Origin of the sequence: Pseudomonas sp. SIMBA_067, assembly GCF_046534675.1 — a bacterium.
Taxonomy (GTDB): domain Bacteria; phylum Pseudomonadota; class Gammaproteobacteria; order Pseudomonadales; family Pseudomonadaceae; genus Aquipseudomonas; species Aquipseudomonas putida.
This window is the reverse complement of sequence record NZ_JAWRYH010000022.1, coordinates 1-24225: the sequence shown is the minus strand read 5'-3', so window position 1 is coordinate 24225 and position 24225 is coordinate 1. Positions and strand designations below refer to the sequence as shown.

At 60.5% G+C, this 24225-nt stretch carries 9 protein-coding genes and 1 rRNA gene; 4 read left to right on the top strand and 6 right to left on the bottom strand.

The window, feature by feature from the left end:
• Positions 1 to 161: 161 nt before the first annotated feature.
• Positions 162 to 277: ribosomal RNA gene (rrf, locus tag SB765_RS27520) — 5S ribosomal RNA — on the top strand.
• 125 nt (positions 278 to 402) lie between these two features.
• Here rrf and SB765_RS27515 read toward each other — a convergent pair.
• The 4 genes from SB765_RS27515 to SB765_RS27500 form a co-directional block, all read right to left on the bottom strand.
• Complete coding sequence (locus tag SB765_RS27515; RefSeq protein ID WP_410932245.1) at positions 403 to 2817, bottom strand: TonB-dependent siderophore receptor; 2415 nt, start codon at positions 2815 to 2817, stop codon at positions 403 to 405.
• 165 nt (positions 2818 to 2982) lie between these two features.
• Complete coding sequence (locus SB765_RS27510) at positions 2983 to 3939, bottom strand: FecR domain-containing protein (protein WP_410932244.1); 957 nt, start codon at positions 3937 to 3939, stop codon at positions 2983 to 2985.
• A 4-nt stretch (positions 3940 to 3943) separates the two neighbouring features.
• A complete protein-coding gene (locus tag SB765_RS27505; RefSeq protein ID WP_341797245.1) occupies positions 3944 to 4447 on the bottom strand; it encodes a sigma-70 family RNA polymerase sigma factor in 504 nt (167 codons plus the stop codon).
• Positions 4448 to 4558: 111 nt separating this feature from the next.
• Complete coding sequence (locus tag SB765_RS27500; protein ID WP_016497456.1) at positions 4559 to 5248, bottom strand: GntR family transcriptional regulator; 690 nt, start codon at positions 5246 to 5248, stop codon at positions 4559 to 4561.
• Positions 5249 to 5452: 204 nt separating this feature from the next.
• Here SB765_RS27500 and lapG point away from each other — a divergent pair, with 204 nt between their 5' ends.
• Positions 5453 to 6214 (top strand): cysteine protease LapG, encoded by a 762-nt coding sequence (lapG, locus tag SB765_RS27495; RefSeq protein WP_341797246.1) that lies wholly within the window; start codon positions 5453 to 5455, stop codon positions 6212 to 6214.
• 10 nt (positions 6215 to 6224) lie between these two features.
• Positions 6225 to 8171 carry a cyclic di-GMP receptor LapD gene (gene lapD, locus SB765_RS27490; protein ID WP_341797247.1) on the top strand — a complete coding sequence of 649 codons (1947 nt, stop codon included), beginning with the start codon at positions 6225 to 6227 and terminating at the stop codon, positions 8169 to 8171.
• Positions 8172 to 8318: 147 nt separating this feature from the next.
• Here the strand turns inward: lapD and SB765_RS27485 are convergent, their stop codons facing one another.
• Both SB765_RS27485 and SB765_RS27480 read right to left on the bottom strand, forming a co-directional pair.
• Positions 8319 to 9677: an HlyD family type I secretion periplasmic adaptor subunit gene (locus SB765_RS27485; protein ID WP_341798847.1), complete on the bottom strand. Its 1359-nt coding sequence runs from the start codon at positions 9675 to 9677 to the stop codon at positions 8319 to 8321.
• Between the two features lie 7 nt (positions 9678 to 9684).
• Positions 9685 to 11841, bottom strand: coding sequence for a type I secretion system permease/ATPase (locus SB765_RS27480; RefSeq protein WP_341797248.1), 2157 nt, complete (start codon positions 11839 to 11841; stop codon positions 9685 to 9687).
• A 1003-nt stretch (positions 11842 to 12844) separates the two neighbouring features.
• Between SB765_RS27480 and SB765_RS27475 the strand changes: the two genes are divergently transcribed.
• The coding region (locus tag SB765_RS27475) for a retention module-containing protein (protein WP_410932243.1) at positions 12845 to 24225 on the top strand (11381 nt) is incomplete at its 3' end.

Below are 24225 nucleotides of genomic sequence, written 5' to 3'. Positions count from 1 at the left end.
TCGCCGATGGTAGTGTGGGGTTTCCCCATGTGAGAGTAGGTCATCGTCAAGATTCATTTCGCAAAACCCCTATCTGCACATGCAGGTAGGGGTTTTGTCTTTAAGTAGGAACTACAGAGATTCGCAGGCACGTCCGAGTGACGGGCCAGCACACAGAATTTCTTGACGACCATAGAGCATTGGAACCACCTGATCCCATCCCGAACTCAGCAGTGAAACGATGCATCGCCGATGGTAGTGTGGGGTTTCCCCATGTGAGAGTAGGTCATCGTCAAGATTCAAACCCAAAGCCCCTGTCTGCAATGCAGACAGGGGCTTTGTCTTTTCCGGGCCTTCACTTTCAGCCCGATCGCGACACAAGGCCGCTCCTACACGGACCGCGTATCAGCAGCCACTTTCATTTCAGAACTGATAGCTGACCGTGGCGCTGACATTGCGCTCTTCACCCATGTAGCAGTAGTTCAGGCTGGCACATGAGGTGATGTAGCTTTCATTGGTAAGGTTGTTTGCGTTAATGCGCACATCCACACCCTTGAGCCCAACCTTGCCCAGGTCATAGCCCAGCGAGGCGTCGAACAACGTGTAGGAAGGCACCTTCATGCTGTTTTCCGCATCCACCCAGCTGTAGCCCACATACCGCACTCCACCGCCCAGCCGCAGGCCATCCAGCGGCCCTTGGCGGAAGTTGTAGTCAGCCCACAGCGAGAACATCTGTTTTGGTGCCTGGGTTGGCGAATTGCCTTTGTTGTCCAGGCTGCCCGACGTCAGGCTCGGCATCGACCTGGAATATTCGATATCGGTGAAGGTGTAGCCGCCCAGCAGTTTGAGGCTGTCGGTCAGCTGCACATGTGCCTCCAGCTCCAGCCCTTGCGAGCGTACTTCACCTACCGGGCGATAGAAGTTTTCGTCAGGCTGCTTCGAGGCCAGGTTTTCCTGCTCGATGCGGAACACCGATGCGGTAAACAGGTTGTCGCTGCCCGGAGGCTGATACTTGATACCTGCTTCCCATTGAGTGCCCTCAGTCGGTGCCAGCGGGCGGCCTTCCTGGTCGGACACGGTGTTGGGATTGAACGACTCCGAGTAGCTGACATAGGGCGCAATGCCGTTCTCGAACAGGTAGAGCACCCCGGCCCGGGTGGTGAACTTGGAGCGCTGATCGCTGACCTTGGTGTCGCTGTCGCGATTCTCCTCCGACACCTTCACCCAGTCCTGGCGAAGCCCCAGGGAGAAACGCCACTGGTCCAGCTCCACCAGGTCCTGCAGGTACACACCGGTTTGTTGCAAGCGCCGCTGGTAGCGGTTTTCGCCCAGTACCTGAAGGTTGCCATTGCCGTACTGCGGGTTGCCGGCGTCCAGCGGGTCGACCGAGCCATAACGCCATGCGACATCGGCCTTGCGCCGCTGGTAGTCGGTGCCCAGCAGCAGAGTGTGTTTGGCAGCGCCGGTGTAGAATTCCGCCTGCAGCATATTGTCGATGATGTACGAATGCAGGCGCTCGTCGCCGCCGGTATAGGCGCGGTTGAGGACGTTGCTGTCGGCATCTGCCCAGCCGGCTGAGTACACCTGGTCCATGGACACGTCCGAATCCTGGTAACGGAAGTTCTGCCGCGCCGTGAACACATCGTTGAAGCGGTGCTCGAACTGGTAGCTGAACGACTGTTGCGTACGTTCGTAGTTGTCGATGCCCGGCTCGCCCTCGAAGAAGTGGTCTGACAAGCGCAAGCCATTGCGCTTGTGCAGCATGCCGTCTGCAGGGTTGCCACCGTGGTACCCTCCGTTAGGGTCGTGCTGCAGGTAAGCCTGAAGCGTGAGCGAGGTATCTTCGGTGAAATCGACGCTGATGGCCGGGGCGATGGTGTAGCGTTCTTCCTTGTTGTGGTCGAACTGGGTGTCGGACGCATCCGCCAGGCCTGTCAGGCGATAAGCGATACGCTGATCGTCATCCACAGGGCCGCTGAAGTCGAAACCCATACCACGCTGGCCTTGGGTGCCAACCGTGGCCTGAATCTGATGGAATGGGGTAAACAGCGGCTTCTTGGTGGTCAGGGCGACCAGCCCCCCCGGCGAGCTTCGCCCATACAGCACCGAGGAGGGCCCCTTCAGAATGTCGATGCGCTCAAGGAAGTACGGGTCTACCTGCATGGTGCTGTAGGTGCCGTTGTCACCCATCGATTTGAGCCCATCGACGTATATGTTATCCACAGAACCGTCGTTGAAGCCGCGCATGGCCACATAGTCGTAGCGATGGGTGGCACCGTAAGGGTTGGTCAGTACCCCAGGCGTGTAGCGCATGGCCTGGGCAGCGGTCTGTGAGCCCTGATCATCCATCTGCTGGCGAGTAACCACCGAGACGGATTGGGAGGTTTCCACCAACGGCGTGCTGGTCTTGGTCGCCACCTGGCTGTGGGTGGCGTTGTAACCCTCCATGCTGCCCAGCGCATTGCCGAGGGTGAACCCACGGATATCAGTGTCTGGCAATGACAGGGCGGCTTCCTGGGGTTGTGTCTGCAACACATAGCTACGTCCATCCTGGCTGACCGCTTCCAGGCCGCTGCCATTGAGCAGTTGGCGCAGCGCCTGGTCGGTAGCGTACTGCCCCTGCAGGCCGTTCGATTGCAGGCCATCGGTGAGCTGAGGCGTACTTGACAGGGTAATTCCGGCCTGGCGAGCGAACTGATTGAGTACGTCGGCCAGTTGTCCGGCCGGAATTGCATAGCGATGACTCACTTGGGCTGTCTCAGCCGCTGCGCAAAGTTGCGGAACAGCGGCCAGGCTCAAGGCAGTACCAAACAGCGCAGCCCGGATAGCATGGCGCAAGCGTGCTGATTGCAGGACAGGTCGATAATCATTCAAGTTGAGAGTGTGGGTTAACACCGGGTTGATAGGCATGAAGGGTCCGTTGAAGTGTTGAGGGCAGATGGTGTCGCTTACTGTCCTAGCCGGACCGGGATTGAAAACCCGCCAGAAATCGTCAAGGCCTTATCAGGCCATGCTTTCTACACGTACCCACCAGCGTGTACGTTGGCGAAGCCTTACGGGCAGCGTTTGCGGCAGCAACTGAAGCAGCTGCTCCGGGTCTTCGAGGCGGAACACCCCGGACAGGCGCAAATCGGCAATTTCGTCGCTGCAGCCCAGGTAACCGTGGCGATAACGGCTGACCTGCGCGAGGAAGTCGGACAGGCGCATGTCCTGGGTAACGATCAGGCCTTCAGTCCAGGCCATCGCGTCCATGTCCAGGTGCGTCAGCTGGTGCGCGCCTTGAGCATCCAGGCGCCAGTGCTGGCCGCCTTCAATCCACTGAAGTTGGCCATTGCCAGGCCGGTGGATCGCCACTTTGCCGTGGCTCACACTGACACGTGTGCAATCGTTGTCCTGGTAGGCCACAAAGCGCCCTGCGAACCCTTCCAGCAGTGCATCGCGGGTTTGTACCAGCACTGGATGCCCGGAGTTGCAGGTAATCATCAGCTCCCCCTGCTTCAGGCGAACCAGACGCTGCTGGTCATTGAAGGCCAGGTCCACGGCAGTGCGGGTATTGAGTTGCATCAGTGAGCCATCGGGCAGGGTGAAGACGCGTTGCTCACCGGTGCCGGTGGCATAGTCCGACGCCCACGCACTGATAGCATCGAGGTCTTTGGCCAGCCATGTCGCCGATCCCACCATGACAACGCCGCCAAGCAGCTTCAGCGCTTGCCGGCGGTGCAGACGTTGCTGGCTGGCTTCCAGGGTTTGCAACGCCAACCCGGCACCGGGGACGGAGCGCAGGTCAAGGTCCTGATGCAGGTGCATCACCCGTTGCCAAGCCTGCTCATGTTCGTTGTGGGCACTGCGCCATTGCGCGCACTGTTGTTGCAGCGTCGGCTCATGCCCGCTCTCGCGCAACCGCAGCAGCCACTGGATGGCCTGTTTGACGGCTTTTGCATCAGGGCGTGCGGCAGTCATTGATTCAACACTCGTCTTCGTAGCGCAGCACATAGCAATGGTAGAGCGCATCAGCGATGTACCGCTCTACGGTACGCACCGAGATCCCCATCTGCTCGGCAATGGCCTGGTGCTTCAGCCCCTCGCATTGGGCCAGCAGGAAGGCGCGACGTACCTTGGGTTTGAGGCCGTCGAGCATGCGCGAGATACGCTCAAGCAATTCCAGCAGCAGCTCGCGGGTTTCGGCCGAGGGATACTGTGCTTGCGGCACATGGGCCAGTGCCTCCAGGTAGGCCCTGTGCAGTTCCTCGCGGCGCCAGTGATCGATGATCAGCCCACGCGCTACCGTGCGCAAGAACGCCCGAGGGGTATTCAGCTGCAGGTGTTCGCGGCGTTGCAGCAAGCGGACGAAGGTATCATGGGCCAGGTCTGCGGCATCGGCGGCATTGCCCAGCTTGCTGCGCAGCCAGGCGTGTAACCAGCCGTGGTGGTCACTGTAGAGCGTTTGCACGGAGTCGTTGCTGGGCATAGTGGAGGGCGCTGGCATCAATGGACATGAATGATAATTAGTCTCATTGTTGGCGTGACAGGGTCAATTTGCAACCCATCTCCTCGCGCCGCACGTAAAGCCAGTTACGGGCTAACGCGCCCGTTGCGCATCCAGATAATTGCGGATTACCAGTGCTCCGCTATTGAGGTGCCGGGCCAGCACGGCTACCGCCTCATCCACCAGCTTGTCGCTTGCCGCGTCTACCAGTGCGTTGTGATCGTCCTGGGTCAGCTTGCCCAGGCCCATGGATGAAAGATGAAAACGCAGGAAGCGCTCTTCTTCGTTCAGTTCGTTCTCAATCAGGCGCAGCAGCTTCCTGTTCGACGCCTTGCTGTATAGCGCCATGTGGAACAGGCGGTTCAGGCGGCCGATTTCGGCGTGGCGTGTTTCGTTCTCCAGTTGCTGAATATAGCCACGGGCGCTGGCGATATCGCTGGCATCAAGCAGCGGGATCGACTGGCGCAGCGCTTCGCTCTCAAGCAGTACGCGCAGGGCATAGGTGTCCACCGCATCCTCGCCGATCAGCGGCGCAACCACCGCACCCTTGTGCATCTCAACTTTCAGCAGCGATTGCGCTTCAAGCTGGCGCAGGGCTTCGCGCACGGGCATGCGGCTGACGCCAAACAAGGTGGCGAGCTCTTGTTGTCGCACGGCGGTGCCAGGGGGCAGGCGGCCATCGAGGATGGCGCTACGCAGGCGTTCTTCGATCACGGCACGGGCCTGGTGCGGCGACAGCTGCTCGCTGACCAGCACATTGCTCAATTTGATTTTCTCGGCCACGCGACGTCTGCCTCAACGATGACTAAAGTTGGATCCAATGACACTAGTTACAGCTTGTGGGGGTTGTCAAACCTAGGCCCGCATTGGCACGGGCGCCCAAAAGCGCGGCTATGGTGGATGAAGTCGCCCGCCAAAGGAAGCGGCCTATAGAAGGTTATAAACAGAAAGTGTAGGCCGGCTGACAGGCGGATGCATGATTGCAGGGTGCCATTGTTTTTTGCAGTGGCAAGCCGCACCATCGCTGCTTTCGACTGGCCTGCACAGGGCTTGGCAGTGGCGATATCCTGGATGTTCAAAACCGTTGTGCGACGTGTCGCCTTTGCCGGGCTGCTGGGCAGTCTGCTGCTGGGCGGCTTGCACGCGGATTGGGATTTCTCCCAGATCAGCCGCAAGTCGCAGGCCTTGTATGGTCCTCTGGGTGTCGGGCAGGGCCGTATCGATGCCTGGCAGAACCTGATGGCCACGCAAAAGCAGGGTACTGAGCTTGAGCAGCTGCAAGTGGTCAACCGTTTTTTCAACCAGCAATTGCGCTATGTCGAAGACATTGACCTGTGGCATGAGGTCGACTACTGGGCCACACCGGTGCAGGCACTGATCAAAGGTGCCGGGGACTGCGAGGACTACGCCATCGCCAAGTATTTCAGCCTGCGGCGCATGGGCATCCCCAGCGAAAAACTGCGCATCACCTACGTCAAGGCGTTGCGGCAGAATCGCGCGCACATGGTCCTGACTTATTATTCAAACCCACAGGCCCAGCCTTTGGTGCTCGACAGCCTCATGGATGCCATCAAGCCGGCAAGCCAACGTACCGACCTGCTGCCGGTGTATGCCTTCAATGGCGAGGGGTTGTGGTTGACGGGCGCCGCAGGCAACAAGAAGGTCGGAGACACCAAGCGGCTGTCACGCTGGCAGGATTTGCTGAAGAAAATGCAGGCCGAAGGGTTCCCGGCCGAGCCGGTTTACTGAAGGAGCACAGATGTCACTGTTCAAACAATTGCTGTTGGCCATTTGCCTGTTCCTGGTAGTCGCCTTCAGTGGCAGTTTCATGGTTAGCCTGGAAAGCTCGCGCAGCCAGTACGTCAACCAGTTGCGTTCGCACGCCCAAGATGCAGCGACCGCGCTGGCGCTTTCGCTGACGCCGAATATCGACGACCCGGCGATGGTCGAGCTGATGGTCAGCTCGATCTTCGACAGTGGTTACTATGCAAGCATCAAGGTCGTCGACCTGGGCTCCAACGCCGTACTAGTGGAGCGCCACGCCGAGCCGGACCCTGGCGGGGTACCGCGCTGGTTCGTGCACCTGATCGGCCTTGAGGCCGCCGGTGGCGACGCCATCGTCAGCCGCGGCTGGCAGCAGGCCGCGCGGGTGGAAGTGATCAGCCACCCGATGTTTGCCATTGCCAAACTCTGGCAAAGCGCCTTGGGCAGCCTGGGCTGGTTACTGCTGTGCGGTGCAGCCAGTGCCGTGCTCGGCGCCTTGCTGTTGCGCCGCCAGTTGCGCCCGCTGGACTATATGGTTGAGCAATCCCATGCCATTGCGCGCCGCGAATTTCTCAGCCTGCCCGAGTTGCCCCGCACACCGGAACTGCGCCGTGTGGTGCAGGCGATGAACCAGATGGTCGAGAAGCTCAAGGCGCTGTTTACCGAGCAGGCCGAGCGCAGCGAGCGGTTGCGTGCGGAGTCCTATCAGGACAGCCTGACCGGGCTCTCGAACCGCCGCTATTTCGAAATGCAGCTGAACACCCGGGTAAGCAACCTGGAGGACGCGCGCGCCGGCTACCTGCTGTTACTGCGTGTCCAAGGGTTGGCAGGGCTGAACGCACGCCTTGGCGGACAGCGTACCGACCAGTTGCTGCAGGCCGTGGGTGAGCAGTTGCGCCGTACCTGTGCCAGCTTCCCGGAAACCAACGACCTGATTTCCCGCAGCCGCGGTGGCGAGTTTGCCGTGCTGGCGCCGGGCATGGTGCATGAAGAAGCGGTAAACCTGGCCCAGGCCCTGGAGGCAACGCTGCAGAGCCTGCACGAAACGGGCGCCAGTGATATCGACCCGGTGGCTTGTATCGGCCTCGCGCCATTCAGCCCGGGTGATTCTCCGCAGGCTTTGCTGAAGCTCGCCGATGAGGCTCTGGCCCGTGCCGAGAACCAGCCAACGCCGGGGTGGGTATGCCTTGAACAAGGCGTGGCTGCAGTGGCTGCCGATAGCCAGCACGCCTGGCATGAGCGGCTCGATCAGGCGTTCAAAAATGGGCATTTCGAGCTGTTCTTCCAGCCGGTGGTGGATTGCACTACGGTGCAACGGGTACTGCACCACAAGGTGATTTCCCGCTTGCAGGATGGCCAGGGCGAGGCACTGCCGGCGGGTCGCTTCCTGCCTTGGCTGGAGCGCTTCGGCTGGATGCCGCGGCTGGACGTGCTGGTGCTGGAGAAAGTGTTGGCGCACCTGCGTGGGCATGATCAGGTGCTGGCGCTGAACCTGTCCGCCGCTACATTGGCCGACCCCAAGGCCCTGCACCGCATCTTTGAACTGCTGGGCCAGAACGCGGCGCTCGGCCCGCGGCTGGTTTTTGAAATTGGCGAGGAGCAGTTGCCTGAGCAGGCGGCTCTGGAGCAACTCACCCGGCGCCTGCACGGGCTGGGTTTTGGCTTGGCGCTGCAGCGCTTTGGCGGGCGCTTCAGCATGATCGGCAACCTGGCGCACCTGGGCTTGGCGTACCTGAAAATTGACGGCAGCTACATCCGTAACATCGACCATGAGCAGCACAAGCGGCTGTTCATCGAGGCGATCCAGCGTGCAGCGCACAGCATCGACTTGCCGCTGATTGCCGAGCGGGTCGAGACAGAAGGGGAGCGGCGGGAGCTGCAGGAGATGGGGGTAGGCGGCATTCAGGGGCAGCTGGTAGGTGAACCTGCGCCTTGGCGCTGAGTTCTCGTACTGGCAGTTCCGGCCTTATCGCCGGCAAGCCAGCTCCCACAGGTACTGCACCAACTTCAAAGCCAGTGCGGTACCTGTGGGTGCTGGCTTGCCGGCGATAGGGCCAGAGGAGCCACTGGAAAGCAGTGGCCAAACTGATCAGCGCTCGCGCAGCGCCTCCGAACGCGCCTTCATGATCGGCTTGAGCAAGTAGCTCATGATGGTCTTCTTGCCGGTCATGATATCCACCGTCGCCACCATCCCTGGGATGATCAGTAGCGGTTTCTCGTCAGTCCCCAGGTGGCTGCGGTCGGTGCGCAGCTTGATCAGGTAGTAGGTGGTCTTCTTGTCTTCGTCGGTGATGGTGTCGGCGCCGATCTGTTCCAGCTTGGCCTTGAGCCCACCGTAGATGGTGTAGTCGTAGGCCGTGAACTTGACGGTCGCCTCCTGGCCAGGGTGCAGGAAGGCGATGTCCTTGGGCAGGATCTTCGCTTCGATGACCAGCGTGTCGTCCAGGGGTACCACTTCAATGATATCGCTGCCAGGCTGGATCACCCCACCAATGGTGTTGACCAGCATCTGCTTGACGATACCGCGTACAGGCGAAGTGACCATGGTACGGTGCACCCGATCGTCCAGTGCCTTGCTGGTGGCCGTGGCCTTGTTCAGCTCGGTGCGTGCCTCGTTCAGCTGGGTCAGCGCTTCACTGCGGAATTTGCCTCGGGTTTCCTCGATCTTGCTTTGCACCTCGCGGATGGCCGCCTCGGCACGCGGGATGGCCAGCGCAGTGGAGTCCAGCTGGCCACGGTTCTCCACTTCGGCGCGGCGCAGGCGCAGCACTTCGACCTGGGAGATTGCGCCGGTTGCCACCAGCGGTTCTGACATGCCGATTTCCTTGCGCAGCAACTCCAGGCTGTTGGCGTACTGGGCGCGTTTGGAGCTGTATTCACGCAGCTCTTGCTGGCGCTGAACCAGCTGCTGCTGCAGGCCGCCAATTTCGTCCTGCAGTTGCTGGCGCCGGCTCTGGTACAGCGACTCTTCACTGGCCGCCTGGCTTGGTGCGGCTTTGCGCAGTTCTTCGTCGATCTTCAGCGGGCGGTCCTCTACCTCGGCACTCAGGCGTTCGACCCGCAGGGCCATGGATTGGCGGTCGGCCTCGGTCTCACCAACGTTGGAGGCGAAGCGGGTTTCATCCAGGCGCAGCAATGGCTGGCCCACTTCAACGATCTGCCCTTCCTTGGCGAAGATTTCGGCGACGATACCGCCCTCCAGGTTCTGGATCTTCTGCACCTTGGACGACGGAATGGCCTTGCCTTCACCCCGCGTGACCTCGTCGATGGGGGCGACGCTGGCCCACACGATCAAGAACACGAAGAACAGGATCACGCCCCAGATGGTCAGCCGCACAACCCGCGGTGCATCTTCGATCAGGGCCTTGTTGACCTCTGGCAGCGGCTGGCCGCCCAGTGAGTCGGAACCTTTGAAGTAGCGCCGCAGGCCATCCTTGAATTGCCCCATATCCAGCTTATGCAACACTGATCTGCCCCTTCTTCAGCGCATCCATGACCGCGGCTTTCGGGCCGTCGGCGACAATCTGCCCGCGATCGATCACGATCAGCCGGTCCACCAGCGACAGCAGCGAGGCCCGGTGCGTGACCAACAGTACCGTCTTGCTTTCCACCACCGCTTGCAGGCGCTGCTTGAGGCGCTCTTCGCCGGTGTTGTCCATGGCACTGGTCGGCTCGTCCAGCAACAGGATTTGCGGGTTGAGCAGCAGCGCACGGCCCAGGGCTACGTTCTGCCGCTGGCCGCCGGACAGGTTCTGCCCGCGCTCACCCACTTGCAGCTCGTAACCGTCCGGGTGCAAACGGGCAAATTCATGAACACCCGCCAGCTCGGCGGCCTGCAGGATCAGTTCGTCCTCGATGTAACGGGCACCGCTGACCAGGTTGTCGCGCAGGGTACCGGCCAACAGCTGGATGTCCTGCGGTACATAGCCGATGTTGTGGCGCAGTTCGCTGACGTCGATCTGGCGAATGTCCACGCCATCGACCAGCAGCGAGCCGCCATCGGCCTCGTACAGGCCGACGATGAGCTTGGCCAGCGAGCTCTTGCCCGAGCCACTGCGGCCGATGATGCCGACTTTTTCGCCGGGGCGGATGGTCAGGTTGATGTTCTTCAGCGCCAGGTTCTGCTGGTTCGGGTAGGTGAAATCAACCCCGCGGAACTCGACACTACCCTGCAGTACCTTGCGGCTCAGCGGGCGCTCCTCGAAGTTGCGCTCTTGCGGCAGTTCCATCATGTGGTCTGTGGCCACCATGGTGACCTTGGCTTGCTGGTAGCGGGCAAGCAAGCCGTTGAGCGAGGCCAGTGGCCCGAGCGCCCGACCGCTAAGCATGTAGCACGCCACCAGACCGCCCATGCTCAAGTTGCCGTCGATGATCAGGTACACGCCAACGCAGATCATCGCCACGCCAGCCAGCTGCTGGATGAGCATGGTGATGTTCATCGCCAGGCTCGACAGCACCTTCACGCGCAGTTCCAGGCGGCTGAGGGTGCCCAGGGTCTGCTCCCACATGTACTGGCGTTCACTTTCGGCGTTGTTGACCTTTACCGCATCCAGGCCGGCCAGGGTTTCGATCAGGCTGGACTGGCGCTCGGAGGCCAGGGCCATGGTCCGCTCCATGGTCGCCATCAGCGGCCGTTGCAAGGCATAGCCGATGCCCAGGGCCAGCGGGAAGGCAATGATCGGGATCCACACCAGGTGCCCGCCAATGATGGCGATGACGATCAGGATAAGAATGGTGAACGGCAGGTCGATCAGGCTGGTCAGGGTCAATGAGGCGAGGAAGTCGCGCAGGCCCTGGAACTCGTGAATGTTCTGGGCAAAGCTGCCGACCCTGGCCGGGCGGTACTTCATCGACATGCCGACGATGCGCTCGAACAGCGTCGCCGAGATGATCAGGTCGGTCTTCTTGCCGGCCAGGTCCAGGCAAAGGCCTCGCAGCCCCTTGAGGATCAGGTCGAAGATGTAGGCGCCGGCGATACCGATGGCCAGCACCCAGAGCGTTGACGTTGCCTGGTTGGGCACCACACGGTCATACACGTTCATCACAAACAGCGGCGCAGCCAGGGCGATCAGGTTGATCACCAGGCTGGCGGCGATGGCGTCGATATACAGCCACTTGCTGCGCAGCAGGGTATCGCGGAACCACGACTTTGCCCGCGGGATGAGGTTGCCGTGGTTGACGTCGAACTTGTGCTGCGGCTGGGCGAAGAATACCCGGCCGCTATAGTCGCTTTGCAGGGCTTCGCGGCTGACATGCACCTCGCCGCCGTCGCTCTCGCTGAGCAACAGGCGCGCGGTATCTTCGTTCTCCCAGCCTAGCAGGACGGCACTGCGGCCTTCCTTCAGCAGTAGCATCGCCGGCATGGCGATGCTCGGGATCTGCTCCAGCTTGCGCTGCAGCAGACGCCCTTGCAGGCCGGCCCGGGCGGCGGCACGGGGCAGCAGCTCGGGGCTCAGGCGCTGGGCGGGCAGCGGCAGGCCGGTGGTCAGCATGACCCGGCTGGCGGGTTTCTGGTGCAGGACACACAGGCTCAGCAGGCTATCCAGCAAGGGATCGTCATGCTGACTGCGTGGATCATGGCTGAGTTGGACTCGACTGACTTCAGATTCCACGCGGCGCTCTCTTCATCCTTGTGGTGGGTGGGGTGGGTGTGCCGCCGTTAAGTCTGGCCGGCTCGCCCTGGCTTTCAATGGTGCTGCAAAGCGGTGTAGGTGGGGCTACGACGCCCTTATGGCTGAGCAGACGGCCAATGGTCGCCTCGAATCGACACTGAGTAAACAATTGTACGTCGTTCATTGCTACCAGACTGCTCCCGAGCAGTGGGTGTTTCATTTTTGATCCGGTATGGGTACAGGCTGAAGCACTTTCAGCAGCATAGCCTGCCCGCCAGACAGTGAGTGGGCCGCCTATGATCGATCTTTGTCTTCGTCATTTAATGGGCGCTGATTTGTTGACGGTTTTAAAAGTGCTGATCGTTAAAATTCATCGTACAAAATCTGCTTGCACGCTTGGCGCTGGTTCAGAAATCGTCAAGGGTTTGCCATCATCGCCGTGTCAGTATCTGCGCAATCGTTCTCTATCTATCTGATCTGCGATGAAGCGTTGTTGCAGGCCGGGCGCTGTAAAAGGCTTTGGCGTTGGCTCGAACCCTATACAGCCCCGATGTTGCCTCGTTTGGACGCCCCGGCCTGTCCGGTTTCAGGCAAGGTTTGTGCTTGTATGGAGTTAGCAGCCTGGCGCGCGAAAGTAATCTGAAAATTGACGCGTGCAGGCTTGACGGTTGCCGATGGGCGGCTGTTCTGCAGCATTAAATGCCAATGTCCAGGCGTTAAAAACATTGCTCGAACTAGCGTTAAGCAAGCTTTCGATGATGTACGACATTTGTCCTCAATGAACGGTTGGCTAAGGTACAAATATCAATGTGACATTACATTGCCGATTGTTTAGGATGGCCTCTATAAGGTCAATAGTTTGGCATTTAAGTAATTCCAAATAGTTATAGGCGAAAAATTGACGCAATAAAGCGTCAAGAGATCATCGACATAGTTCCGCCTGCAGTGGCTTGCGAGTGCCGCTCTGGCATGGAAGTACCCATAGGGTCACACGGAGAGTCCAATGAGCAGCGTTGTAGCCATCGTCAAAAGCATTGTCGGCCAGGTTATTGCGGTATCCCCAGAGGGCATTCGTCGTGTGCTCATCGAAGGGGACCGCCTGCTGGCAGGTGAGGAAGTGCTCACTGGCCCGGGCGGCGCAGTTACTTTGGAGCTAGCCGATGGCCGTCTGCTTGACCTGGGCCGCGACAGCCAGTGGAGCGCCGATGCGCCTGACAGCAGCACCGACCTGAGCCAGGCGACCGCACAGGCCGCGCCGTCGGTAGAAGAGCTGCAACAGGCGATCGCGGCCGGTGTCGACCCGACTACCGAACTTGAAGCCACCGCAGCCGGCCCGTCCGCAGCGGGCGGCGGCGGCGCGCTTGGCGGTGGTCACAGCTTCGTGATGCTCGAAGAAACCGCGGGTCGGGTCGATGCTACCGTTGGCTTCCCGACGGAAGGGCTGGGCTTTGCTACCGTGCTCGACAGCGAAGAGGTTGGCTTGCTGGATACCACCAGCAATAACCAGGTGACTACGCCGACGATCGACACCAACGTTGCTACCGACCTGATTCTTGGCGCCACTCCTTCCATCAGCGAAGCGGGTGGCGTAATCGTCTATACCGCCACGGTTGGCCAGGCGCCGACCACCAACCTGGTCGTCACCCTGTCCAATGGTGCCGTAATCGTCATCCCGGCCGGGCAGACCAGCGGCAGCGTCAATGTCGTGGTCCCGGCAAATGACACGCCTTATATCGACGGTGGCCAGATCTCGGCAACTGTAACGGGTACCACTGGCGGCAACGGCCTGACTGTGACAGTGCCGCAAACGCCGGCAGTCACCCAGGTTACCGATACCATCGACACCACCACTGCGACGCTGACGGCGAATCCGTCGGTGACCGAAGGTGGCGTGATCACCTACACCGTGACCCTGAGCAACCCTGCCCAGACTCCGGTGACCGTTACGCTGTCCAACGGGCAGGTAATCACCATCGAAGCTGGCAAGACCCAAGGCAGCGTCGACTTCCAGACCCCGGCGAACGACGTCTACAACAATGGTTCGACCGTCAGTACCACGATCACCGGCGCTACCGGTGGCAACTTCGAGCAACTGACGCCGAACCCTGCGCCGGCTGAGACGGTAATCAGTGACTCGGTCGATAACACGACCGCCACTCTGACTGCTTCGCCAAGCGTCACTGAAGGTGGCGTAATCACCTACACCGTGACCTTGAGCAACCCTGCCCAGACTCCGGTGACTGTGACCCTGTCCAACGGCCAGACCATCACCGTTGAGGCCGGCAAAACCCAGGGCAGCGTTGATTTCCAGACCCCGGCGAACGACGTCTACAACAACGGCTCGACCGTCAGCGTCACCATCGAAAACGCCACCGGCGGTAACTTCGAGCAACTGACGCCGAATCCGACCCCGGCTCAGACCACGATCAACGATTCGGTGGACACCACCACCGCAACACTGACCGCTTCGCCAAGCGTTACTGAAGGCGGCGTGATCACCTACACCGTGACCCTGAGCAACCCTGCCCAGACTCCGGTGACCGTGACCCTGTCCAACGGCCAGACCATTACTGTTGAGGCCGGCAAAACCCAAGGCAGCGTTGATTTCCAGACCCCGGCGAACGACGTCTACAACAACGGTTCGACTGTTAGCGTCACCATCGAAAACGCCACCGGCGGTAACTTCGAGCAACTGACCCCGAATCCGACTCCGGCTCAAACCACGATCAACGATTCGGTCGACACTACCACTGCGACCCTGACGGCTTCGCCAAGCGTCACCGAAGGGGGCGTGATTACCTACACCGTGACCCTGAGCAACCCTGCGCAGACTCCGGTGACTGTAACCCTGTCCAATGGCCAGACCATCACTGTTGAGGCCGGCAAAACCCAGGGCAGCGTTGATTTCCAGACTCCGGCGAATGACGTCTACAACAACGGCTCGACTGTCAGCGTCACCATCGAAAACGCCACCGGCGGTAACTTCGAGCAACTGACCCCGAATCCGACTCCGGCTCAGACCACGATCAACGATTCGGTAGACACCACCACCGCAACTCTGACGGCGAACCCATCGGTGACCGAAGGTGGCGTAATCACCTACACCGTGACCCTGAGCAACCCTGCCCAGGCTCCGGTGACCGTGACCCTGTCCAACGGCCAGACCATCACCGTTGAGGCTGGCAAAACCCAGGGCAGTGTCGACTTCCAGACCCCGGCGAACGACGTCTACAACAACGGTTCGACTGTCAGCGTCACCATCGAGAACGCCACCGGCGGTAACTTCGAGCAACTGACCCCGAACCCGACTCCGGCTCAGACCACGATCAATGACTCCGTCGACACCACCACCGCGACCCTGACGGCGAGCCCGTCGGTGACCGAGGGTGGCGTGATTACCTACACCGTAACCCTGAGCAACCCTGCCCAGACGCCAGTGACCGTGACCCTGTCCAATGGCCAGACCATCACTGTTGAGGCCGGCAAAACCCAGGGCAGCGTTGATTTCCAGACTCCGGCGAATGACGTCTACAACAACGGCTCGACTGTCAGCGTCACCATCGAAAACGCCACCGGCGGTAACTTCGAGCAACTGACCCCGAACCCGACTCCGGCTCAGACCACGATCAACGATTCGGTCGACACCACCACCGCAACCCTGACGGCGAACCCGTCGGTGACCGAAGGTGGCGTAATCACCTACACCGTGACCCTGAGCAACCCTGCCCAGACTCCGGTAACCGTGACCCTGTCCAACGGCCAGACCATCACCGTTGAGGCTGGCAAAACCCAGGGCAGTGTCGACTTCCAGACCCCTGCGAACGACGTCTACAACAACGGTTCGACTGTCAGCGTCACCATCGAGAACGCCACCGGCGGTAACTTCGAGCAGCTGACCCCGAATCCGACCCCGGCTCAGACCACGATCAACGATTCGGTAGACACCACCACCGCGACCCTGACGGCTTCGCCAAGCGTCACTGAAGGCGGCGTGATCACCTACACCGTGACCCTGAGCAACCCTGCCCAGACTCCGGTGACCGTGACCCTGTCCAATGGCCAGACCATTACCGTTGAGGCCGGCAAAACCCAGGGCAGCGTCGACTTCCAGACCCCGGCGAACGACGTCTACAACAACGGTTCGACTGTCAGCGTCACCATCGAAAACGCCACCGGCGGTAACTTCGAGCAACTGACCCCGAATCCGACCCCGGCTTCGACTGTTATCAGCGACAGCATCGATACCGTAACCGTAAGCATCGTCAGCAACGGCAATGTGACCGAAGACCAGCAACCTTCCTTTACTGTGAAAGTAAGCCAGGCGCTGGACCGCCCGTTGACCGTAACTCTGTCGAACGGCGACACCGTGACGATCGAAGCCGGTAAGACCGAAGTCGAGTACAAGACCCCGGCTCAGGGCGATGACGTCTATCAAGACGCTGGATCCATCACCCTCAGCGTTACCGACGCTACCGTTCCAGGCGCCACCTTCGAGAAGCTGGACTTGGGTGGCCCGGCTACCGTTGAGGTCTCGGACACTGTCAGTGAAGTTGTGGCCAAGCTGACCGCGACCCCTTCGGTGACCGAAGGCGGCGAAATCACCTACACCATCACCCTGACCAACAAAGATGGCCTGCCGATCAACAACCACGGTGCCTTGACCTTTACGCTGAGCGACGGCAAAACCGTCATCACCGTACCGGCCAATGGCACCAGCGGTTCGATCACCATCACTGCTCCTGACAACGTCTACGTCGGCAGCAACACCCCGGTGGTGCAGTCGATTGCGACTGTTGCGGGCGCGGATGTCGGCAAGTTCGAACAGCTGACCCTGGACCAGACTCCGGTCAGCACTACTGTCACCGACGAACCAGGTTCGGGCACTCCGGGCACCGGTAACCAGGGCGACCTGGTCCAAGTCACCATTACTGCCGACCAGACTTCGGTGGCCGAGAACGTCAAACCGACCTTCACCGTGCACATCAACACTGCACTGGCCCACGACCTGGTCGTGACCCTGAGCAACAACGCTCAGGTCACCATCAAGGCCGGCGAAACCAGCGCGCCGTACGAGCACGCTGCGCAGGGCGATGACGTTTACCAGGACGCCGGCGAAATTTCCCTCGGCATCAAGTCGGCGGTGGACGCCACCGGCGCTGCCTTCGAGAACCTGCAGTTGGGCGGTGACGCTTCGGTCAAAGTGACCGACACCATCGACGAAGTGGTAGCCAAGCTGACCGCGACGCCTTCGGTTACCGAAGGTGGCGAGATCACCTACACCATCACGCTGACCAACAAAGACGGTCTGCCGATCAACAACCATTCGGAGCTGTACTTCAAGCTGACCGATGGCACGACGGTCGTTGTGGCTGCCAACAGCACCACCGGTTCGGCCACTGCAACCGCACCGGATAACGTCTATGTTGGAGCTAACCAGCCGGTAGTTAACGCTATCGATGCCGTCAGCGGCGCGGATGCGTGGAAGTTTGAAAACCTGAACCTGGACAAGACCCCGGTCAGCACCCAGGTTACTGACGAGCCAGGTACCCCAGGCAACGAAGGCGATATCGTCAAGGTCACCATCACCGCTGACCAGGTTTCGGTCGCCGAGAACGTCAAACCGACCTTCACCGTGCACATCAACACCGCTCTGGCGCACGACCTGGTCGTGACCCTGAGCAACAACGCTCAGGTCACCATCAAGGCCGGCGAAACCAGCGCACCGTACGAGCACGCTGCGCAGGGCGATGACGTTTACCAGGATGCCGGCGAAATTTCCCTCGGCATCAAGTCGGCAGTGGACGCCACCGGCGCTGCCTTCGAGAACCTGCAGTTGGGCGGTGACGCTTCGGTCAAAGTGACCGACACCATCGACGAAGTGGTAGCCAAGCTGACCGCGACGCCTTCGGTTACCGAAGGTGGCGAGATCACCTACACCATCACGCTGACCAACAAAGACGGTCTGCCGATCAACAACCATTCGGAGCTGTACTTCAAGCTGACCGATGGCACCACTGTTGTCGTCGCGGCTAACAGCACCACCGGTTCGGCCACTGCAACCGCGCCGGATAACGTCTATGTCGGGACTAACCAGCCGGTGGTGAATGCCATCGACGCCGTCAGCGGCGCGGACGCGTGGAAGTTTGAAAACCTGAACCTGGACAAGACCCCGGTCGGCACCCAGGTTACCGACGAACCAGGCACCCCAGGCAACGAAGGCGACCTGGTCAAGGTCACCATCACGGCCGACCAGACTTCGGTGGCGGAAAACGTCAAACCGACGTTCACCGTACACGTCAACCAACCGCTGGACCACGACCTGGTCGTGACCCTGAGCAACAACGTGCAGGTCACCATCAAGGCGGGCGACACCAGCGCGCCATACGAGCACGCTGCACAAGGCGATGACGTTTACAATGACGCTGGCCAGATCAGCCTGGGCATCAATTCGGCTGTAGACGCCACCGGCGCTACCTTCGAGAACCTGCAACTGGGCGGTGCCGCCACCGTTCAAGTGACCGACACCACTGATGAAGTGGTGGCGAAACTGACCGCGACCCCTTCGGTTACCGAAGGCGGCGAGATCACCTACACCATCACGCTGACCAACAAAGACGGTCTGCCGATCAACAACCATGGCGCCCTGACCTTCACGCTGAGCGACGGCAAAACCGTCATCACCGTACCGGCCAACGGCACTACCGGTTCGATCACCGTGACTGCTCCGGACAACGTTTACGTTGGCAGCAACACCCCGGTGGTACAGTCGATCGCAACTGTTGCTGGCGCTGACGTCGGCAAGTTCGAGCAACTGACCCTGGACAAAACCCCGGTCAGCACCACCGTTACTGACGAGCCAGGCACTCCGGGCAACGAAGGCGACCTGGTCAAGGTCACCATCACTGCCGACCAGACTTCGGTAGCCGAGAACGTCAAACCGACGTTCACCGTGCACATCAACCAGCCGTTGGACCACGACCTGGTCGTGACCCTGAGCAACAATGCCCAAGTCACCATCAAGGCGGGCGAAACCAGCGCGCCGTACACCCACGACGCGCAGGGCGATGACGTCTATAAAGACTCCGGCGAAATCAGCCTGGGTATCAATTCTGCGGTAGACGCCACTGGCGCTACTTTCGAGAACCTGCAACTGGGCGGTGCGGCCACCGTTCAAGTGACCGACACCGTCGACGAGGTTGTGGCCAAGTTGACTGCGACGCCTTCGGTCACCGAAGGCGGCGAGATCACCTACACGATCACGTTAACCAACAAAGACGGCCTGCCGATCAACAACCACGCAGAGCTGTACTTCAAGCTGACCGATGGCACCACTGTCATCGTGCCCGCGAACAGCACCACCGGCTCGGCCACTGCGACCGCCCCGGATAACGTCTATGTCGGCGCTAACGAGCCGGTGGTGAATGCCATCGATGCCGTTAGCGGCGCGGATGCGTGGAAGTTCGAAAACCTGAACCTGGACAAGACCCCGGTCAGCACCGAGGTTACCGACGAGCCAGGTACCCCAGGTAACGAAGGCGATATCGTCAAGGTCACCATCACGGCTGACCAGGTTTCGGTCGCCGAGAACGTCAAACCGACCTTCACCGTGCACATCAACACTGCACTGGCCCACGACCTGGTCGTGACCCTGAGCAATAACGCGGTTGTGACCATCAAGGCCGGTCAGACCTCGAGCGAGCCGTATGCTCACGACGCGCAAGGTGACGACGTCTACCAGGACGCTGGCGAAATCACTCTGGGCATCAAGTCGGCGGTAGACGCTACCGGTGCGGCCTTCGAAAACCTGCAGTTGGGCGGTGATGCTTCGGTCAAAGTGACCGACACCATCGACGAAGTTGTGGCCAAGCTGACCGCAAGCCAGTCGGTCACCGAAGGCGGCGAGATCACCTACACCATCACGCTGACCAACAAAGACGGCCTGCCGATCAACAACCATGCGGAGCTGTACTTCAAGCTGACCGATGGCACCACTGTTGTCGTCGCGGCCAACAGCACCACTGGCTCGGCCACTGCAACTGCGCCGGATAACGTCTATGTTGGCGCTAACCAGCCGGTAATTAACGCTATCGACGCCGTCAGCGGCGCGGATGCGTGGAAATTCGAAAACCTGAATCTGGACAAGACCCCGGTCAGTACCCAGGTTACCGACGAGCCAGGCACGCCGGGCAACGAAGGTGACATCGTCAAGGTCACCATCACCGCTGACCAGGTATCGGTTGCCGAGAACGTCAAACCGACCTTCACCGTGCACATCAACACCGCCCTGGCCCACGACCTGGTCGTGACCCTGAGCAACAACGCCACAGTTACCATCAAAGCGGGCGAAACCAGCGCACCTTACGAGCACGCTGCACAGGGCGATGACGTCTACCAGGATGCCGGCGAAATCACCTTGGGCATCAAGTCGGCGGTAGACGCCACCGGCGCTGCCTTCGAGAACCTGCAGTTGGGCGGTGATGCTTCGGTCAAAGTGACCGACACCATCGACGAAGTGGTGGCCAAGTTGACCGCCACCCCTTCGGTCACCGAAGGCGGCGAGATCACCTATACCATCACGCTGACCAACAAAGACGGTTTGCCGATCAACAACCATTCGGAGCTGTACTTCAAGCTGACCGATGGCACCACTGTTGTCGTCGCGGCCAACAGCACCACTGGATCGGCCACTGCAACTGCGCCGGATAACGTTTATGTCGGCGCTAATCAGCCGGTGGTCAACGCTATCGACGCCGTTAGCGGCGCAGACGCGTGGAAGTTCGAAAACCTGAACCTGGACAAGACCCCGGTCAGCACCCAGGTTACTGACGAGCCAGGTACTCCAGGCAACCCAGGCGGCAACAACGAAGGCGATATCGTCAAGGTCACCATCACCGCTGACCAGTTTTCGGTCGCCGAGAACGTCAAACCGACCTTCACCGTGCACATCAACACCGCTCTGGCGCACGACCTGGTCGTGACCCTGAGCAACAACGCTCAGGTCACTATCAAGGCCGGCGAAACCAGCGCGCCGTACGAGCACGCTGCCCAAGGCGATGACGTCTACCAGGATGCTGGCGAAATCACTCTGGGCATCAAGTCGGCGGTAGACGCCACCGGCGCTGCCTTCGAGAACCTGCAGTTGGGCGGTGATGCTTCGGTCAAAGTGACCGACACCATCGACGAGGTTGTGGCCAAGCTGACCGCGACCCCTTCGGTTACCGAAGGCGGCGAGATCACCTACACGGTAACCCTGACCAACAAAGACGGCTTGCCGATCAACAACCATTCGGAGCTGTACTTCAAGCTGACCGATGGCACGACGGTCGTTGTGGCCGCCAACAGCACCACCGGTTCGGCCACTGCAGCTGCGCCGGACAACGTCTATGTCGGGACTAACCAGCCGGTAGTTAACGCTATCGACGCCGTCAGCGGCGCGGACGCGTGGAAGTTTGAAAACCTGAACCTGGACAAGACCCCTGTCAGCACCCAGGTTACTGACGAGCCAGGTACCCCAGGCAACGAAGGCGATATCGTCAAGGTCACCATCACCGCTGACCAGACCTCGGTGGCGGAAAACGTCAAACCAACGTTCACTGTGCACGTGAACCAGCCGCTGGCCCACGACCTGGTCGTGACCCTGAGCAACAACGCTCAGGTCACCATCAAGGCCGGCGAAACCAGCGCGCCGTACGAGCACGCTGCCCAAGGCGATGACGTCTACCAGGATGCCGGCGAAATCACCTTGGGCATCAAGTCGGCGGTAGACGCCACCGGCGCTGCCTTCGAGAACCTGCAGCTGGGCGGTGATGCTTCGGTCAAAGTGACCGACACCATCGACGAGGTTGTGGCCAAGCTGACCGCGACCCCTTCGGTTACCGAAGGCGGCGAGATCACCTACACGGTTACCCTGACCAACAAAGACGGCTTGCCGATCAACAACCATTCGGAGCTGTACTTCAAGCTGACCGATGGCACGACGGTCGTTGTGGCCGCCAACAGCACCACCGGTTCGGCTACTGCAACTGCGCCGGACAACGTCTATGTCGGGACTAACCAGCCGGTAGTTAACGCTATCGACGCCGTCAGCGGCGCGGACGCGTGGAAGTTTGAAAACCTGAACCTGGACAAGACCCCTGTCAGCACCCAGGTTACTGACGAGCCAGGTACCCCAGGCAACGAAGGCGATATCGTCAAGGTCACCATCACCGCTGACCAGACCTCGGTGGCGGAAAACGTCAAACCAACGTTCACTGTGCACGTCAACCAGCCGCTGGACCACGATCTGGTCGTGACCCTGAGCAACAATGCTCAGGTCACCATCAAGGCCGGTGAGACCAGCGCGCCGTACACCCACGATGCGCAAGGCGACGACGTTTACAACGATGCCGGTGAGATCAGCGTTGGCATCAAGTCGGCGGTAGACGCTACCGGTGCGACCTTCGAGAACCTGGAGTTGGGCGGCGCTGCGAAAGTGGATGTCACCGACACCACCGACGAAGTCGTGGCCAAGCTGACCGCGACGCCTTCGGTCACCGAAGGCGGCGAGATCACCTACACCATCACCCTGACCAACAAAGACGGCCTGCCGATCAACAACCATGGCGCGCTGACCTTCACGCTGAGCGACGGCAAGACCGTCATCACCGTGCCGGCCAATGGCACCAGCGGTTCGATCAGCGTGACTGCTCCGGACAACGTCTACGTTGGCAGCAACACCCCGGTAGTACAGTCGATCGCGACTGTTGCGGGCGCGGATGTCGGCAAGTTCGAGCAGCTGACCCTGGACAAGACTCCGGTGAGCACCACTGTCACCGACGAACCAGGTTCGGGTACTCCGGGCACTGGCAACCAAGGCGACCTGGTGCAGGTCACCATCACCGCCGATCAGACCTCGGTGGCGGAGAACGTCAAACCGACCTTCACCGTGCACGTGAACCAGCCGCTGGACCACGACCTGGTCGTGACCCTGAGCAACAATGCCCAGGTCACCATCAAGGCTGGCGAAACCAGCGCACCGTACACCCACGATGCGCAAGGGGACGACGTTTACAACGATGCCGGTGAAATCAGCGTTGGCATCAAATCGGCGGTAGACGCCACCGGTTCGACCTTCGAGAACCTGCAGCTGGGCGGTGCGGCTACCGTTCAAGTGACCGACACGACCGACGAAGTCGTGGCAAAGTTGACTGCGACCCCTTCGGTCACCGAAGGCGGCGAGATCACCTACACCATCACGCTGACCAACAAAGACGGTCTGCCGATCAACAACCATGGCGCGCTGACCTTCACGCTGAGCGACGGCAAGACCGTCATCACCGTACCGGCCAATGGCACCAGCGGTTCGATCACCGTCACGGCTCCGGACAACGTCTACGTCGGCTCTAACCCAGCGGTGGTCAACTCCATCGCGACCGTTGCGGGCGCTGATGTTGGCAAGTTCGAGCAACTGACCCTGGACAAGACCCCGGTCAGCACCACCGTCACTGACGAGCCAGGTACCCCGGGCAACCCAGGTACCCCAGGCGGCAACAACGAAGGCGATCTGGTCAAAGTCACCATCACGGCCGACCAGACGTCGGTAGCCGAGAACGTCAAACCGACCTTCACCGTGCACATCAACCAGCCGCTGGACCACGACCTGGTTGTGACCCTGAGCAACAACGCTCAGGTCACCATCAAAGCCGGCGACACCAGCGCGCCGTACCAGCACGCGGCACAAGGTGATGACGTTTACAACGACGCCGGTGAAATCAGCGTTGGCATCAAGTCCGCTGTGGACGTTGATGGTCGTACCTTCGAAAATCTGGAGCTCGGCGGCTCGGCGAAGGTCGACGTCACCGACACCACCGACGAAGTTGTAGCGAAGCTGACCGCGACGCCTTCGGTCACCGAAGGCGGCGAGATCACCTACACCATCACCCTGACCAACAAAGACGGCCTGCCGATCAACAACCATGGCGCGCTGACCTTCACGCTGAGCGACGGTAAAACCGTCATCACCGTACCGGCCAATGGCACCAGCGGTTCGATCACCGTGACTGCTCCGGACAACGTCTACGTTGGCAGCAACCCAGCGGTGGTCAACTCCATCGCGACCGTTGCGGGTGCTGATGTTGGCAAGTTCGAGCAACTGACCCTGGACAAGACCCCGGTCAGCACCACCGTCACTGACGAGCCAGGTACCCCGGGCAACCCAGGTACCCCAGGCGGCAACAACGAAGGCGATCTGGTCAAAGTCACCATCACGGCCGACCAGACTTCGGTGGCCGAGAACGTCAAACCGACCTTCACCGTGCACATCAATCAACCGCTGGACCACGATCTGGTCGTGACCCTGAGCAACAACGCTCAGGTCACCATCAAGGCCGGCGAGACCAGCGCACC

Coding starts and splice junctions, on each gene's coding strand:
- lapD (WP_341797247.1), top strand. CDS start 6,225: ATGTCACTGTTCAAACAATTGCTGTTGGCCATTTGCCTGTTCCTGGTA.
- SB765_RS27485 (WP_341798847.1), bottom strand. CDS start 9,677: ATGGGGCAATTCAAGGATGGCCTGCGGCGCTACTTCAAAGGTTCCGAC.
- SB765_RS27510 (WP_410932244.1), bottom strand. CDS start 3,939: ATGACTGCCGCACGCCCTGATGCAAAAGCCGTCAAACAGGCCATCCAG.
- SB765_RS27505 (WP_341797245.1), bottom strand. CDS start 4,447: ATGCCCAGCAACGACTCCGTGCAAACGCTCTACAGTGACCACCACGGC.